Annotated in this window: 11 protein-coding genes; 6 read left to right on the top strand and 5 right to left on the bottom strand. The window is 65.1% G+C overall.

All coding sequences use genetic code 11. From position 1 onward, the window contains the following. Both EPN31_RS11450 and leuA read left to right on the top strand, forming a co-directional pair. Positions 1-558 carry a hypothetical protein gene (locus EPN31_RS11450; protein WP_291773251.1) on the top strand — a complete coding sequence of 186 codons (558 nt, stop codon included), beginning with the start codon at positions 1-3 and terminating at the stop codon, positions 556-558. 257 nt (positions 559-815) lie between these two features. Beyond that, positions 816-2,516: a 2-isopropylmalate synthase gene (leuA, locus tag EPN31_RS11445; protein ID WP_291773250.1), complete on the top strand. Its 1,701-nt coding sequence runs from the start codon at positions 816-818 to the stop codon at positions 2,514-2,516. Between the two features lie 77 nt (positions 2,517-2,593). Here leuA and EPN31_RS11440 read toward each other — a convergent pair whose 3' ends face one another. Beyond that, positions 2,594-2,941, bottom strand: coding sequence for a DUF1840 domain-containing protein (locus tag EPN31_RS11440; protein WP_291773249.1), 348 nt, complete (start codon positions 2,939-2,941; stop codon positions 2,594-2,596). A gap of 94 nt (positions 2,942-3,035) precedes the next feature. Here EPN31_RS11440 and EPN31_RS11435 point away from each other — a divergent pair, with 94 nt between their 5' ends. From EPN31_RS11435 to EPN31_RS11420, 4 genes are all read left to right on the top strand, one after another. Beyond that, entirely contained in the window at positions 3,036-6,866 is a 3,831-nt protein-coding gene (locus EPN31_RS11435) for a DUF2235 domain-containing protein (RefSeq protein WP_291773247.1), read from the top strand. Positions 6,867-6,987: 121 nt separating this feature from the next. After that, positions 6,988-8,670 carry an arginine--tRNA ligase gene (argS, locus tag EPN31_RS11430; protein WP_291773245.1) on the top strand — a complete coding sequence of 561 codons (1,683 nt, stop codon included), beginning with the start codon at positions 6,988-6,990 and terminating at the stop codon, positions 8,668-8,670. 3 nt (positions 8,671-8,673) lie between these two features. Next, positions 8,674-9,420: an SPOR domain-containing protein gene (locus EPN31_RS11425; protein ID WP_291773243.1), complete on the top strand. Its 747-nt coding sequence runs from the start codon at positions 8,674-8,676 to the stop codon at positions 9,418-9,420. Positions 9,421-9,442: 22 nt separating this feature from the next. Further along, positions 9,443-10,066 (top strand): thiol:disulfide interchange protein DsbA/DsbL, encoded by a 624-nt coding sequence (locus EPN31_RS11420; protein ID WP_291773240.1) that lies wholly within the window; start codon positions 9,443-9,445, stop codon positions 10,064-10,066. A gap of 120 nt (positions 10,067-10,186) precedes the next feature. On the opposite strand, the gene EPN31_RS11415 is transcribed toward EPN31_RS11420, so the two are convergent. The 4 genes from EPN31_RS11415 to EPN31_RS11400 form a co-directional block, all read right to left on the bottom strand. Next, positions 10,187-11,191, bottom strand: a complete 1,005-nt coding sequence (locus EPN31_RS11415; protein WP_291773238.1) for an asparaginase — start codon at positions 11,189-11,191, stop codon at positions 10,187-10,189. Beyond that, the gene (locus EPN31_RS11410) at positions 11,188-13,197 is read right to left on the bottom strand and encodes an acetyl/propionyl/methylcrotonyl-CoA carboxylase subunit alpha (protein WP_291773236.1); all 2,010 of its coding nucleotides are present in this window, start codon (positions 13,195-13,197) and stop codon (positions 11,188-11,190) included. Before EPN31_RS11410 ends, EPN31_RS11415 begins: the two co-directional genes overlap by 4 nt. Positions 13,198-13,208: 11 nt before the next feature. Continuing rightward, on the bottom strand, positions 13,209-14,810 hold the full coding sequence (locus EPN31_RS11405; protein ID WP_291773234.1) for a carboxyl transferase domain-containing protein: 1,602 nt from the start codon (positions 14,808-14,810) through the stop codon (positions 13,209-13,211). Positions 14,811-14,878: 68 nt separating this feature from the next. Further along, positions 14,879-16,060, bottom strand: a complete 1,182-nt coding sequence (locus EPN31_RS11400) for an acetyl-CoA C-acyltransferase (protein ID WP_291773232.1) — start codon at positions 16,058-16,060, stop codon at positions 14,879-14,881. Between the last annotated feature and the right edge of the window lie 7 nt (positions 16,061-16,067).

Here is a 16,067-nt window from a genome sequence, read left to right as displayed (position 1 = left end):
ATGAACCCCGAACAGACCCTCACGCCCACCACCCAGGATCACCTGCTGTTGGCCAGAATCCTGTTGAAACTGACGGCCACCACGAAGATCCTGTGCACGCTGCTGGTCGTGGTCGTGGCACTGGGCTGGTACGACCTGCTCAACCGCCTGCTGGCCTTTGGCAAGGGAATCGATTACGCCGACAACCATTTCATGGGCGCCGACGCTTCGGCGTTGTTGCAGCGTTACAACCCGTACTTCTGGTGGGCAGTGATCATTTTATGCACGATCCTGATTGCGTACCTGCTGACGCTCACCGTGCGCGGGCTGACGGGCCGCGCACGCCTGAAGGCCGTGGACCCGCACTCGGTGGAGCAACTGACCGACCGGCTGTCCGCGCCAGCGCTGGACGTACTTCTCTGGGCGTGGCAGCAACGCGACGAACCACTGAGGGTCGGCGACCTGCAGCTTGCCGGGCGCGAACTGCGCGCCGGCCGTGCCGGGCGTCTGCAACTGGCCGCCGCCCAGCGAGCGGCGCTGGAAAGCGCGCGTGCACAAAAGTCCTTGCCAACAACATAGAAATATGGTTGACTTACGGACATGAATATTTCGCGCACCTTCTCGCCTTCTTGCCTGCAGGCTCCTGCAGACGGGCGTGTGCGCTCGCGCGTCCACACCGGCGCGTCTCTTTCTCTGGTCCTGTCGGGCCTACTGCTGCTAGCGACCGGTTGCCGAGCCTAGTGCCGCGTGGCAGCTCGACGACCCGTTCTCGCCACGAATTCCATCTTCCGTTTTCGGGTCCGTGATCCGGACCCCGCCTCCCGACAGGTATTGCCATGATCAAGAATCCCGCCGACAAATACGTCCCCTTCGCGCCTTTCGCCCGCGATTTCTCCGAACGCACCTGGCCCAGCCGCCGGATCACCCATCCCCCCGTCTGGATGAGCACCGACCTGCGTGACGGCAATCAGGCACTGATCGAGCCCATGAGCGTGGAGCGCAAGCTGCGCTTCTTCGACCAGCTCGTCAAAATCGGTTTCAAGGAAATCGAAGTCGGTTTTCCGTCCGCATCACAGACCGACTACGACTTCCTGCGCAAGCTGATTGACGAAAAGCGCATTCCAGACGACGTTGCCATCATCGTGCTCACCCAGGCCCGCGAAGATCTGATCGAGCGCACGGTCCAGGCGTGTGCCGGTGCGCACCAGGCCATCATCCACATGTACAACGCCTGCGCACCAGCCTTCCGCAAGATCGTCTTTGGCATGAGCCGCGAAGAGATCCGCGACATCGCCGTCGCGGGCACCAAGATGGTCAAGGCCGCCGTGGCCCGGCATCCGGAAACGCGCTGGCGCTATGAATATTCGCCCGAGGTCTTCAGCACGACCGAACTGGACTTCGCGCTGGAGGTCTGCAACGTCGTGGTCGATACCTGGCAGCCGACGGTAGAGGACAAGATCATTCTGAACCTGCCGGCCACCATCGAATCCACAACTCCCAACCTGTACGCCGACCAGATCGAATGGATGCACACTCATCTGGCCCAGCGCGACAAGATCGTGCTCAGCCTGCATTTGCACAACGACCGCGGCACAGCCGTCGCCACGGCTGAACTGGCCCTGATGGCAGGTGGCGACCGCGTCGAAGGCTGCCTGTTCGGCAACGGCGAACGCACGGGCAACGTGGACCTGGTGACGCTCGCACTGAACATGTACACACAGGGCGTTCACCCGGGGCTGGATTTTTCCGACCTGGAAGAAGTCCGCCGCTGCGTGGAAGACTGCAACCAGATCCCCGTGCACCCGCGCCACCCGTATGCCGGCGACCTGGTGTTCACCGCGTTCTCGGGCTCGCACCAGGACGCCATCAAAAAGGGCTTCGCCCAGCAGAAACCGGATGCCGTCTGGGAAGTTCCTTACCTGCCCATCGATCCGGCCGATCTGGGCCGAAACTACGACGCGGTCATCCGCGTCAACAGCCAGTCCGGCAAGGGCGGCGTCTCGTACCTGCTGGAGCACGAACAAGGCCTGGTGCTGCCGCGCCGCCTGCAGATCGAATTCAGCCGGGCCATCCAACAGGTCACGGACGAGACCGGCCGGGAGGTCACATCCAAAGACGTGTTCGAAGTCTTCTCACGGGAATACCTGGAACGCGAAACCCCCTGGAAGCTCATCAGCCACCGCATCACAGGCAGCCCGAAGACCACCGGCCAGAAGCAGTTCTCGATTGAAATCAACGTCGAGATCGACGGCGAACCACGGCATCTGGTCGGCCATGGTGATGGAGCCATCTCGGCCTTCGTCGATGCGCTCGGCTTCGAGACACGGATCATGGACTACCAGGAACACGCCATCGGCACCGGCACCGACACCCGTGCGGCCTCGTACATCGAGATGCGCATCGGTGACGCAGCCAGCGGTTTCGGCGTCGGCATCCACGAAGACATCGTCACGTCCTCGTTCCTGGCGATCCTGAGCGCCGTCAACCGCCAGGCTGCGGCAGGCATCGTGCTGACGCCCAAGGCAATCGCCGCCTGATCTCAACCCGTTCAGCGGTTACGACAAGCGCCGGAAACCAAAATGGTTCCCGGCGCTTTTTCGATCGATGCGAACGGTTACCAAACGGGAGCAGGCTCCCAGGTCACATCCTCGTCCTTCGCACGCGCCAGCCGCAGCATCGTCAACAGCGGCCAGGCGCGTCGCCGCAAACCGACATGCTGGGCGATCGGGTGCTGAGTGGAATCGTCGTGGTCGTTGGACACATCGGGGTCCGGGATCAGGTCGGAAGCCACCAGGGCCTCTATTCCGGCGATGGCCGCATCGAGCTGTGTCCGGGTGATGACCCCACGATTGGGCAGATCCGGAGTATCGAATTTCTTGCCGGCTGCCTGAAGAAGCGGTTTGGCATGCTGCGCAAACATGAGGACTTCCGCAGCTGATTTCGACTGGAACAGAATGAGCATGGTGGGGTTTCCTCCATTGGACACATTCATACACTAACCCAACTTTCTGGCCCTGCCAAGCAGGAAACTACCCGCTTTGACCAGAGCCAGGCACATGTCCAAGACCGCCATTCCACGCGGCTTTTGCCGGATCAACAGCTGGCTTGCGGCTGGCCTGCTCACGACCCTGGGCGCAGCGGCCGCGCAGCCCGCTCCCGGTGTCTGCCGCGCACCCGCCAGTCCCCTTCCCTGTGCGGCGGCATCGCCCACATCGTCCGCCGGCGAGCCCGATCTGGACCTGGGCCTGAGCAACCCCGTGCACTTGATCACCGGGGCCAAGCATCTGCGGGAGATCGACCTGCCGGCGCCCCTGGACGGCAATTACCCCTCCTTCATCCGGTTCTACCGTACGGTACCGGCAAACGACGGTCCTGCCCCGGCCCGCTGGACACACGAGTACGACATCCGCCTCACGACCCAAGGTGCCGGGTGGCGCCTGCTCCTGGCAGACGGCCAGACGCTGTGGTTTGACGCCCAGGGAACGGCTGCCAGGCCCAGCCACGGCCGAATCCGGATACTTTCCGAGCCAGCTGGACTGCCCGCAGCTCACGACGCGGCCGCCCTCGCTTGGGTTCAGGATAGCGGTCACCGGATGGACTTCGACAGCCGCGGGCTCTTGCTGGCGATCCGCCCACCAAAAGGACCCACGGTACGGATCCAGCGCCACGCCACAGGCCCCCTGACCGGATCGATTCACCACATCTACGGACGACGCGGAACTCTGACGCTGAACTACGGCCTGGTAGGCACCACCACTGTCCTGACATCGCTGCAGACGCCGGCCGGCACCTTCCATTACACCTACGAGCCCACCACCCCGGGCGACGCCAGGCACTCACCGCCCCCACGAATAGTGCGTGTGACACGTCCGGACGGCATGAGCCGGCACTATCACTACGAGGCCGAACGGCAGGCCGGACATCCAGACGCGATTACCGGTGTCACACTGGCCGATGCCGCTGGGAGGGCCTGGCGGGCCAGGGCCTGGTGGTACGACAGCAACGGCCGCGTGATCCGCGCCACTCAGGGGGGAGACACCGACCCCGGACCCATGTTGGAATTCGAATACGCCCTGCCGGGGCCCACGCCCGACACGCGCATCACACGCGTTCGCAGTCCCGCCGCACAAACCGACATCACGCACGGAACCCGAAGCGGACACATCGAAGCAGCGCTGACGCGCGCTCAGGCGTCGCCCATCGGCCAGATCAACCTGGACTCACCCACCGGGGATTCTGCCACCCCGCGACTCCCGGTCGAACGAGACCACAGTGGCCGTCTGACCGCCATCGAATCCCTGCAGATCCAGCGCTACCCGGATGGGCGGATCAACCGCCTGCTGGAGCCGGACGGCGGCTGGCCCGGTCTGGTTCTGGCGTTCGATTCTCGCGGCCGGCGAACAGCCTGGAGCAGCACGCTGACGGGCCGGACCACGGCACGCTTCGATGCACGCGACGGCCTGTCAGGCCTGCGGCATGCGAACGGCGACACGCTGGACATCACGCGCGACGCAGCCGGGCACCCCTCGCGACTGTCTTACGCCAGTGTCGGCCAACAGTCTGTCGCCATCAGCCTGCAGTGGCACGGCGCACACCTGACCCGGCTTTCACACCCCTCAGAGGAAGAATCCCGCCAATATGATCACGGGCGCCTGGCACGGCGCATCGTGCGACGGCCGCATCCGGTAGGTGCCATGACGTACCAGGAAGCGTTTTCGTACGATTCGTCGGGACGACTGGTCCGCCACGACCTGCCAGAAGGCGGAGCTCTGCTCTACGCGTGGGGCACCGGGTCGCGACTCGCGGCGCTGACCTGGCAAGCCCGCGACGGCACGCATCACCCCGTCATCCACCAATTGCCAGGCCAGGCGGGCTACCGCTACGGTAACGGCTTGCATCTGCAATCCTGGGGCTCCCCCGGAGGGAAGGCCCACACGCTGATTCTGTCGGATGGGCCACGTCTCATCTGGGGCGAACGGCGCTCGTCCGACGAACACGGGCGAATTGTCGCCCTGCTGCAATCACTGGCCACGGAAGTTCCGAGCCGACCGCAGGACGTCAGCCACCACTACGCTTACGACGCAGACGACAGGATGGTGGGAGTGAACGAAATCACGGCACAAGTTCCGCCGTCCGCACAGCAAGCGCCGCGCGTAGCCGCCGACTGGCTGGCCTGGGACCGCACCGGTGCACTACGCGCCCGCCTCAACCAAACGATTGCCGAGATCCGGCGCGACGACTCCGGGCTGCCGCGCACGGTGGGCCCATTCCGATTGCACTACCAGGCACAACGTCTGTTGGTCGAAGTTCAACCGGCACAAGGCGAAGCCATCCACTATGTCCGCAACGCGCAAGGGCACACCATCCGCCGCCGCGAGGGTACCCGGGAAACCGAACGCTACTACCTGGACAACCGCCTGGTCGCCATCTGGCAGCGTCCCGTGCCAGCGGCCGCCGGCACGGCGGCGCACCAACCCTCCGCAGGTTCCCCCACACAAACCTTCGGCATCACCCAGCGCTACCTGTATGCCGACGAGGTCCCTGTCGCCCTGCTGCAATCCGGCCCCGACGGACACACGCGCCTGTACTACATCCATGCCGACGCTCTGGGAGCCCCCGTGCTGGTCACCGACCATACCCGCGCCATCCGGTGGTCGGCGACCTATGATGCACTGGGCCGGGCCCGGACCCAGGGTGATCTGAATCTGCCGCTGCGTGCGCCAGGCCAGGACGAGGACCCGACGACAGGCTGGCACGACAACGTCTTCCGGACCTACCTGCCCACGCACGGCCAGTATCTGGAACCGGACCCGCTGGGGCCTGTCCCGGGCCAGCAAGCCCTGGGTTATGCGGCCCAGCAGCCCATGCGCCACATCGACCCCCTCGGACTGATCCTGCTGGCCTTCGACGGCACACGCCAGGGGCGCGCCAACCAGAGCAACGTCTGGAAGCTTGCGCAAATCTACCAGGACGGACCCAGCCTCTACCATGCGGGTCCCGGCAACGGTGCCCGCCTGGACTGGGACGCGATCACCGCCGCCAGCAGTGGCCAGATCCTGCGCAACCAATGGCAGTCCCTGCTGGTCGCGCTGCAGGGCGCCCAAAGCGCGACCCACCCCATTCCCATCGACATCCTGGGTTTCTCCAGAGGCGCCGCGCTGGCGCGCGACTTCGCCAACCGCATCGCACACCAGACTCGCAATGGCTGGTTCTCGTACGACGATCCGTTGCGCGGTTCGATCGGCCTGTGCGTGGACCTGCGGTTTCTGGGGCTGTTCGACACCGTTGCCCAGTTCGGCCTGCTGGGCGCCGCCAATGCGGGGTACGACCTGACGATCACCGGCGCCTGGCAGTGGGTCGCGCACGCCGTGGCACTGCATGAACTCCGCGCGCTGTTCCCGCTGGTCTCAGCCACCAGAGGCTCGCCGGGCAACGCGGTCGAGGCGCCCTTCATCGGCGCTCACTCCGATATCGGCGGGGGCATGGCGTTGGATCCACATCAGCAGCCCATCCCCTCGGGCGATCTGTCCGACGTCGCGCTGAACTGGATGCGCTGGCAGGCCCTGGCAGCACTGGTTCCCATGGGGGCGCTGCCGGCTGCGGATCAACGCGTCACCCAGCCGCTGCTGCACGATGAGCGATTGCCCATGGACCGAATCCTGGAAAACAGCGACCGCGCACTACAGGATGCCAGTACCCGCTCCCTGGGACTGCAGCGCCACGATCCCTACCTGGGCGCCGACCAGCGACGAGCTTTCGAGCAGTTCATCCAGCGCGTGGAACTCTGGCAGGCAGCGCCGGGCAATGTCGTGGGAACCGTGGACATGCAAGGCTACGGTGCCTGGCTGCGAAGCGAACTCGGCCTGCAGGGCATGGCGGGTTCCTGACGGCGGCTGAGCGCAACACCCCTGAATCAGGCTATGATTTCGGGGTATCTGTATTTGCGGGCCGGCCCCGGACCCCGCCGCCGGGCTGCACACGCGCCACCACCCTCTGATTACCGAATTCATGCTACCCGAGCAACACGCCCAGCTCATATCCCTCCTGCATTCTGCTGTTCATTCCCTGGTCCCGGACTTGCAGGCGGACATCACGCTGGAGCGCCCCAAGGTCGCCGCTCACGGTGACGTCGCCTGCAACGTGGCCCTGCAGGCGGCGCGCACCGCACACCGTAACCCGCGCGAACTGGCCCAGGCCATCGTGGACGCGCTGATGGCGTTGCCGGATGCCGGACGGCTGGTTGCCCAGGCCGAAGTGGCCGGACCTGGCTTCATCAACTTTCGCCTCTCCGCATCCGCCCACCAAGCCGTTCTGGAGGCCATTCGCGCCCAAGGGGAACGCTACGGCTGGCGACCGGCCAGTGACCGCAAGGTCCTGGTGGAATTCGTATCGGCCAATCCCACGGGGCCGTTGCACGTGGGCCATGCCCGCCAGGCGGCGCTGGGCGACTCGATCTGCCGGCTGTTCACCACCCAAGGCGCTCAGGTCACGCGCGAGTTCTACTACAACGACGCCGGCAACCAGATCCACAACCTGGCGGTGAGCGTACAGGCACGCGCACACGGCATCGCACCCGACGATCCACGATTCCCGGCGGACGGCTACAAGGGTGACTACATCCAGGACATCGCCAACGATTACCGTACTCGGGCAACCGTCCAGGCCAGCGACGGTGCCCCCATCCAGGCGACCGGCGACCTGGACGATCTGGAAGCCATCCGGCGCTTCGCCGTCGCCTACCTGCGCCACGAACAGGATCTGGATCTGCAGGCCTTCGACTTGCACTTCGACAACTACTATCTGGAAAGCTCGCTCTACACCAGCGGCCGGGTGGAGCGCACCGTCCAGGCCCTGATCGCAGCCGGCCACACCTACGAACGGGATGGTGCGCTGTGGCTGCGCACGACTGAACTGGGCACGGGCGACGACAAGGACCGCGTCATGCGCAAGTCCGAGGGCGGCTACACCTATTTCGTCCCGGACGTGGCCTATCACGTCGCCAAGTGGGAGCGGGGCTTTCGTACGGCCATCAACATCCAGGGAACCGACCACCATGGCACCATCGCCCGGGTGCGCGCCGGCCTGCAGGGCCTCGATCTTGGTATCCCCGCCGATTACCCTGCCTACGTGCTGCACAAGATGGTCCGCGTCATGCGTGACGGCACAGAGGTCAAGATCTCCAAGCGGGCTGGCAGCTACGTCACCTTGCGCGATCTGATCGACTGGGTCGGGCGCGATGCCGTGCGCTTTTTCCTGGCCCAGCGGCGCGCCGACTCGGAATTCGTCTTCGACATCGACCTGGCCTTATCGCACAGCGAGGAAAATCCGGTCTATTACATCCAATACGCCCACGCGCGCATCCATTCACTGCTGAACCAGCACGAAACCCCGGCGCCCATCGCCACCGCGGACCCCACTCCGCTGACGGCCCCTACCGAAATCGCGCTGATGCAGCGGCTAGCCGAATACCCCGGCGTGCTGACCCAGGCCGCCCTGGAACTCGCACCCCACCAGCTCGCTTTCTGGCTGCGCGACTGCGCCGCAGACTTTCACTCGTGGTACAACAGCGAGCGCATCTGGGGCGATGACCCGGCGCTGACCGCAGCGCGCCTGCGCCTGGCCCAGTCCACGGCGCGCGTGATCTCCAACGGCCTGGGGTTGCTTGGGGTCAGCGCCCCGGAGCGGATGTAGCCCATGGCCCGCAAGAAAGCTTCGGGGTCCCGTGGCGCCTGGTTCGGCCTGGTGCTGGGCATGGTGCTCGGTGTGGCGGCCGCCGTCGCCGTGGCCCTGTTCGTCACCCAGGCGCCCATGCCCTTCAAGGACAAGGCCAGCCGCAGCACACCCAGCACCTTGTTGCCGGACGTCGCCAATGCGCCCGACCCCAACATTTCGCTGTACGGCAAGGACGGTCCTGCCGGAACCCGGTCTCAGGCGCTAGGCGGTAGCAGCACCAACCCGCCGGCCCCCGCGCCTGATCCGAATGCGTCCCCCGAAAACCCGCTATCGGACGCCATTGGGCAGATCATCGCAGGCATCGACAAGAAATCCGCCTCCAAATCATCGGCTGACAGCAAGCCCGCCATCGTCGCCTCCGCCAAGCCGTCCAGCGTGACGCCTCCCCTGACCGCGCCGATTGCACGTCCATCCACCAACCTGCCCGTTCCGCCCCCTCCTCCACCACCAGCATCCACCCGGCCGGCAACGGGCACGCAAACCACCTATTATCTACAAACCGGGGCTTTCCGCTCCAAGGACGAGGCACAGGCCATGCTGGCACGCGTCGTCCTGCTGGGGCTGCCCGTGCATGTTGAAGCCGGCGAGGCCAACGGCGCTCCCATCAATCGCGTGCGGGTCGGTCCCTTCAAGGGGATCGACGACATGAACCGGGCACGAACCAAATTGGGTGACGACAAGATTCAATCCGCTGTCGTTCGCCCCTGATCTGCACTTCAGGAGTCACACCATGAACACTCTGTTTTCCCGCATCGCTTCCGGCTTGGTCCTGGGTCTGGCCGCACTGGCCATGACCCCGGTACACGCCGCTGAATTCGACAAGGTGGATCCGGTCCAGCCAACCGACTACCCGGGGAAAGTGGAAGTCCTGGAGTTCTACGCCTACACCTGCCCCCACTGCAATGCGGTCGAGCCGTTGCTCGAAAAATGGCTCAAGACGGCACCCAAGGACATGGTGTTCAAGTATGTGCCGGTCGCCTTCAACGCCAGCATGCAGGATCTCCAGAAGCTCTACTACACGCTGGAGGCGATGAACCGGCTGGATCTGCATTCGGCCGTCTTCAAGGCCATCCACGAAGAGCACAAGCAGCTCTTCGAAGCAAAGCAGATCACCGACTGGGCTGTGTCGCAGGGGCTGGATCGCAAAGCATTCACCGACGCATTCAACTCCTTTGGCGTCCAGACCAAGGTCAAGCGGGCCGATGAACTGGCCAAGGCCTACCACATCAACGGCACACCGACCTTTGCCATCGGCGGCCGCTACCTGACCTCGCCCGCCAACATGAACAGCTATCAGGGCTCAGTGGACGAAACCGACAAGCTGGTGAAGCAGATCCTGGCCGAGAAAAAGTAAGCACGGGACATGGCCCGCATTGAATACGCGGACCCGTCCTTCGACCCGGTGCGGGATCTGGAAAGCGATCCCGTCACCCCGGTCCGCTATCTGGCATGTGAACCGACCGCGGAAGTCCGCTCAGCGACGCGAGCCACCGCCCCATGGTTCGAAGGCCGCACTGATGTCCGAGACACTGGTGACTCCGTGGCGAAGCAGTAGCGTGAGCAGTGTCTTGGCCTTCAGGCCATCCAGCCAGCCGGCGCGGATCAGCCCCCTACGCTGGAGGTCGATTTCGCCGCCGGGAAACCCATAGGTGTGCGACAACGTTTCACCGGCACCCGTGCGCGAGGCCAGGATGACGGGCATCCGCCGCGCCACTACTTCCAACGCATCGGCAACCTCGACCGGCACATGCCCGCCGCCTGTCGCCTCCACGACCAGCCCCTGGAATTGTCCGGGCGGCAGCGCCCGGATGAGCGTACCGTCATCGCCCAGCGCGACGGTGATGAGCGCCACCCGATGATTCTCGCTCAACCCCGACAGCGGGATGGTGGGCGGTCGCTCCAGCCTGGACCCTACGAAGACCCGACCCTCGCTGACCCAGCCCAGTCGGCCGCTCGCCGGCGAGCCGAAGGCATCCAGGCGGCTCGTGTGCATCTTGCGCACGAAGCGGGCAGCATGGATTTCATCGTTCATCACCACGAGGCACCCACAGCCGCGCGCTTCGGAACTGATGGCCACCTGGACAGACGCCAACAGGTTCGCCGGGCCGTCCGCCCCAGCCACGGTGGGATTGCGCATGGCGCCCGTGACGACGACCGGCATCTCCAGGTCCGTCAAAAGGTCCAGCACGAATGCGGTTTCCTCGATGGTGTCGGTGCCCTGGGTGACGACCACGCCACGGCAACCGGCCTGATCCAGCCGAATGATTTCCCCGGCCAGGTCCTCCAGATCACCGTATTTCAGATGGGGGCTCGGAAGCTGGCGGAAGGTGCGTGCGTCGATCTGCGCAAGCTCGCCCAGACCCGGCACCGCCGCCGCCAGCATCTCACCGGTGAGCGTCGGCACGACCCCGCCATCCTCGCTTTTCGTCATGGCAATCGTGCCGCCCAGCGCCAGGATGGCTACTTTGAATGCATTCATGGGGTCTCCAATGCGATCAGCGTGGCGCCTTCCTGAACCTGATCGCCCACGCCATAAAAGATTTCCTGGACCGTACCGTCGTGCGGCGCCTCGATGGAATGCTCCATCTTCATGGCTTCCATCACGATCAACGGCGTGCCTTTGTGCACGGTATCTCCGACCGCCACGGCAACCGACAGGATCTTCCCTGGCATGGGCGCGGTCAGGCCGCCAGCGGTGTCATCGGCCTGCTGGGTGGCCAGGGAAATCGGATCCTGCCACTGCAGGGTCGTGCGCTGGCCATCGCTGAAAACGTCCAGCCGCAAGGCCTGGAGATGAACCCGGCCCTGGGCCTCGGAGCCGCCGAGCTGGATGCGGATTTCCGTAGCGCCAGGGCCGCCCACATGCCAATGGAAGGGCTGGGGCTCCCCACCATCGACCGCCAGCGTCCAGGCGCCGCCATCGCGCCGCACCAACAGGCTGCGCTCTCCCGCCGCATCACCGAAGGTCAGTGTGCGGGCATAGTGGGCGCCGACCCTCCAGCCGTCGGCGAGCTGCCAGGGACCGGCCGTTCCCGTGCTGTGAGGCGCAGGAGCCGATGCGGCCGGCAGCAGCGCGGCGGCCGCCAGGCCCAGGACTGTGGCCGATGCTGGCTGCGCCGCCGGAAACAGATGATCATGCTCGTGTTCAATCAGGCCGGTATCCAGATCGGCCGTCGCAAAGGCTCGGGAACTCATCAACCGCCCGAGGAACGCAATATTGGTGTGCAGGCCGGTGCAGCAGATGGCTCCCAGCGCGCGCTGCATGCGCTGACGCGCTTGGTCGCGGTCGTCGGCATGGACGATGAGCTTGGCGATCATGGGATCGTAATATGGCGTGATGGTATCGCCTTCGCGCACGCCACCATCGACCCGCAGGGCACCAATGCGGAAATTCACATGCTCGGGCCAGGTGAGCACGTCCAGATGCCCGATGCTGGGCAGGAAGTCATTGGCCGGGTTCTCGGCGTAGATACGCGCCTCGATGGCGTGGCCCTGGATGCGCAGTTCCTCCTGGCGCAGCGGCAGGGGTTCGCCCGCCGCCACGCGGAGCTGCCATTCCACCAGATCCTGTCCGGTGATCGCCTCGGTGATGGGGTGTTCGACCTGCAGGCGCGTGTTCATCTCCATGAAGTAGAAGCGCCCATCCGGTTCGGCGATGAATTCCACCGTGCCGGCCCCAACGTAGCCTACGGCCTGCGCGGCCGCCACTGCCGCCTCGCCCATGGCTTTGCGCCGCTCGGGAGTCATGCCCGGCGCGGGGGCTTCTTCAATGACCTTCTGGTGGCGTCTCTGCACCGAGCAGTCGCGCTCGAACAGGTAGACGCACTGCCCGTGCGTGTCGCCAAAGATCTGGAATTCGATGTGGCGCGGTTTCTGCAGATAGCGTTCGATGAGCACCTGGGCGCTGCCGAAACTGCTGGCGGACTCGCGCTGGCAGGACGCCAGGGCCGCCTTGAAGTCCGCATCGCGCTCCACGGTCCGCATGCCCTTGCCGCCACCACCCGCACTGGCCTTGATGAGCACCGGGTAGCCGATGGCACGCGCCTGGTCCTGCAGAAAGTCCGGCTCCTGGCGCTCGCCGTGATAGCCTGGCACCAACGGCACGTCTGCCTTGGACATCAAGGTCTTGGCGGCGGATTTGCTGCCCATGGCCGCAATCGCGGAAGCGGGCGGACCGATGAACACCAGGCCCGCATCCTGGCAGGCTCGTGCAAACGCAGCATTCTCGGACAGAAACCCGTAGCCGGGGTGAATGGCCTGGGCCCCGGTGCGGCGGGCGGCTTCCAGAATGGCGTCGGCACGCAGGTAGCTGTCGGCGGGTTCCGGCCCGCCAATGCGGACCGCCAGATCGCAGACCTGGACGTGCCGGGCCTGCGCATCGGCATCGGAATACACCGCAACCGTGCGGATGCCCATGCGGCGGGCCGTCGCGGCGACGCGGCAGGCGATCTCGCCTCGGTTGGCGATCAAAATGGTGTCGAACACAAGCAGTCTCCTTACATCCGGAATACGCCGAAGCGCGTCTCTTCGATCGGGGCATGCCGCGCAGCCGCCAGCCCCAGTCCCAGGACGCGGCGCGTCTCGGCGGGCGCAATGATGCCGTCATCCCACAAACGCGCCGTGGAGTAGTAGGCATGGCCTTCGTGCTCATACTGGGCCCGAATGGGTGCCTTGAAAGCATCCTCCTCCTGAGCAGACCAATGGCCGCCCTTGCGCTCGATGCTGTCGCGACGCACCGTGGCCAGCACGCTGGCCGCCTGCTCGCCGCCCATGACCGAAATGCGGGCGTTGGGCCACATGAACAACAGCCGCGGACCGAAGGCGCGCCCGCACATCCCGTAATTGCCAGCGCCAAACGACCCGCCAATCAGGACGGTGAACTTGGGGACGGCCGCCGTCGAGACCGCCGTGACCATCTTGGCGCCGTGACGCGCAATGCCTTCGTTCTCGTATTTGCGGCCCACCATGAAGCCGCTGATGTTCTGCAGAAAGACCAGCGGGGTCTTGCGCTGGCAACACAGCTCGATGAAGTGGGTGCCCTTCTGGGCCGCTTCCGAGAACAGGATGCCGTTGTTGGCAATGATGCCCACCGGCATGCCATAGATATGGGCAAACCCGGTCACCAGGGTGGTGCCATAGCGCGCCTTGAACTCCTCGAACTCCGACCCGTCGGTGATGCGCGCGATGACCTCGCGCACATCGTAGGGCTTGCGTGTGTCCTGGGGGATGATGCCGTCGAGCTGTGCTGGGTCGTACAACGGCTCTGACCAGGGGCCGGCGAGCGGCATCGCCGGCCGGTTGAGTCGGGCCACAGCCTCGCGAGCCAGCCGCAGTGCATGGGTATCGTTTTCGGCCAAGTGGTCGGCAACACCCGACAGGCGGGTGTGTACATCGCCGCCGCCCAGGTCCTCTGCCGTGACCTCTTCGCCCGTGGCCGCCTTCACCAGCGGCGGCCCCCCCAGGAAGATGGTGCCCTGGTTGCGTACGATGATGGACTCGTCGCTCATGGCGGGCACATAGGCGCCACCGGCTGTGCACGACCCCATGACGACCGCCAGCTGGGCGATACCCAGGGACGACATGACGGCCTGATTGTAGAAGATGCGCCCGAAATGGTCCCGATCCGGGAAGACTTCATCCTGGTTGGGCAGGTTCGCCCCGCCCGAATCGACCAGATAGACGCATGGCAGATGGTTCTGCTGGGCGATCTCCTGAGCACGCAGGTGCTTCTTCACCGTCAGCGGATAGTAGGTGCCGCCCTTGACGGTGGCGTCGTTGCAGACAATGACGCACTCGGTGCCGCTGATCCGACCGATGCCAGTGATCAACCCGGCACCCGGCGAGGCGTTGTCATAGACGTCGTGCGCCGCCAACGGGGACAGTTCCAGAAAAGGCGTACCCGGGTCCAGCAGACGCTCCACCCGCTCGCGCGGCAGCAGCTTGCCGCGGGCGATGTGCTTGGCACGCGCGGACTCGCTGCCACCCCGTGCCGTGCGGGCGAGTTGCGCCTGCAGATCTTCAATTTGTGCCCGCATCGAGCGGGCATTGTCCTGGAATTCTTGTGATCGTGGATTGATGCGGGACTCGATGACCGGCATGACGATTCCTGAAAGGAGGCAGACACACCACGGGCCGGTGATCCCGGCCCGTGGTGTGCTGTCCGGATTTACAGCATTTCAATAGCTATGGCGACAGCTTCACCGCCGCCGATGCACAGCGACGCAACACCGCGCTTGCCGCCCGTCTTGCGCAACGCACCAATCAGGGTGGTGATCAGCCGAGCTCCCGAGCAGCCGATGGGATGCCCCAGCGCAGTGGCACCGCCGTGGATATTGACCTTCCCGTGGGGGATGTCGAGCTCTTTCATGGCCGCCATGGTGACGACGGCGAAGGCCTCGTTGATTTCGAACAGGTCCACGTCCGCGATCTTCCAGCCGGTCTTGGCGAGCAGCTTCTGCATGGCGCCGACGGGCGCCGTGGTGAACCACTGGGGTTCCTGGGCATGCTGCGTATGGGCGACGATGCGCGCCAGCGGCTTGACGCCGAGTTGCTGCGCCTTGGAACCCCGCATGACAACCAGGGCGGAAGCCCCATCGGAAATCGAGGACGAATTGGCCGCCGTGACGGTCCCGTCCTTCTTGAACGCTGGCTTCAGCGTGGGGATCTTCTCAGGCTTGGCCTTGAACGGGGCCTCGTCCTTGTCCACGACGGTATCGCCCTTGCGGTCATGGATGGTCACCGGAACGGTTTCCCACTTGAAACTGCCGTCTTCATTGGCCGTGCGTGCGCGCTTGAGCGATTCCAGCGAGAAGGCGTCCTGTTCTTCACGCGTGAAGTGATATTTGCCGGCGCAGTCCTCGGCGAACACCCCCATGGCGGTGCCGCGCTGGTAGGCATCTTCCAGGCCGTCGAGCGCCATGTGATCGTAGACCGTGGAGTGGCCATAGCGGTAGCCCTGGCGGCCCTTGAGAAGCAGGTAGGGCGCGTTGCTCATGCTTTCCATGCCACCCGCCACCGCCACGTCGACCGATTCGGCCTTGATGATGTCATGCGCCAGCATGACGGCCTTCATGCCCGAGCCGCAGACCTTGTGCAGCGTGCTGGCCGGCGTGCTCTTTGGCAGACCGGCGCCGATGGTCGCCTGGCGGGCGGGCGCCTGGCCCTGGCCGGCCTGCAGCACATTGCCCATGATGACTTCCTGGACCGCGTCATCCGCAATGCCGGCGCGATCTACGGCCGCCCGGATGGCAATGGCGCCCAGTTCGTGCGCCGAGAGCGCGGACAGGCTGCCCATCATGCTCCCCATGGGGGTGCGGGTGGCCGAAACGATGACGATGGGATCAGACATGATGGTC

It is taken from the genome of Castellaniella sp. (assembly GCF_004321985.1).
In the GTDB taxonomy this organism is placed as follows: Bacteria; Pseudomonadota; Gammaproteobacteria; order Burkholderiales; family Burkholderiaceae_B; genus Castellaniella.
This window is presented reverse-complemented; position numbering and strand designations above follow the sequence as displayed.

Excerpts from the sequence above, each read along its gene's own strand:
- leuA (WP_291773250.1), top strand. The coding sequence starts at position 816 with ATGATCAAGAATCCCGCCGACAAATACGTCCCCTTCGCGCCTTTCGCC.
- EPN31_RS11405 (WP_291773234.1), bottom strand. The coding sequence starts at position 14,810 with ATGCCGGTCATCGAGTCCCGCATCAATCCACGATCACAAGAATTCCAG.
- EPN31_RS11420 (WP_291773240.1), top strand. The coding sequence starts at position 9,443 with ATGAACACTCTGTTTTCCCGCATCGCTTCCGGCTTGGTCCTGGGTCTG.
- EPN31_RS11425 (WP_291773243.1), top strand. The coding sequence starts at position 8,674 with ATGGCCCGCAAGAAAGCTTCGGGGTCCCGTGGCGCCTGGTTCGGCCTG.
- EPN31_RS11415 (WP_291773238.1), bottom strand. The coding sequence starts at position 11,191 with ATGAATGCATTCAAAGTAGCCATCCTGGCGCTGGGCGGCACGATTGCC.
- EPN31_RS11400 (WP_291773232.1), bottom strand. The coding sequence starts at position 16,060 with ATGTCTGATCCCATCGTCATCGTTTCGGCCACCCGCACCCCCATGGGG.
- EPN31_RS11440 (WP_291773249.1), bottom strand. The coding sequence starts at position 2,941 with ATGCTCATTCTGTTCCAGTCGAAATCAGCTGCGGAAGTCCTCATGTTT.
- argS (WP_291773245.1), top strand. The coding sequence starts at position 6,988 with ATGCTACCCGAGCAACACGCCCAGCTCATATCCCTCCTGCATTCTGCT.
- EPN31_RS11450 (WP_291773251.1), top strand. The coding sequence starts at position 1 with ATGAACCCCGAACAGACCCTCACGCCCACCACCCAGGATCACCTGCTG.
- EPN31_RS11435 (WP_291773247.1), top strand. The coding sequence starts at position 3,036 with ATGTCCAAGACCGCCATTCCACGCGGCTTTTGCCGGATCAACAGCTGG.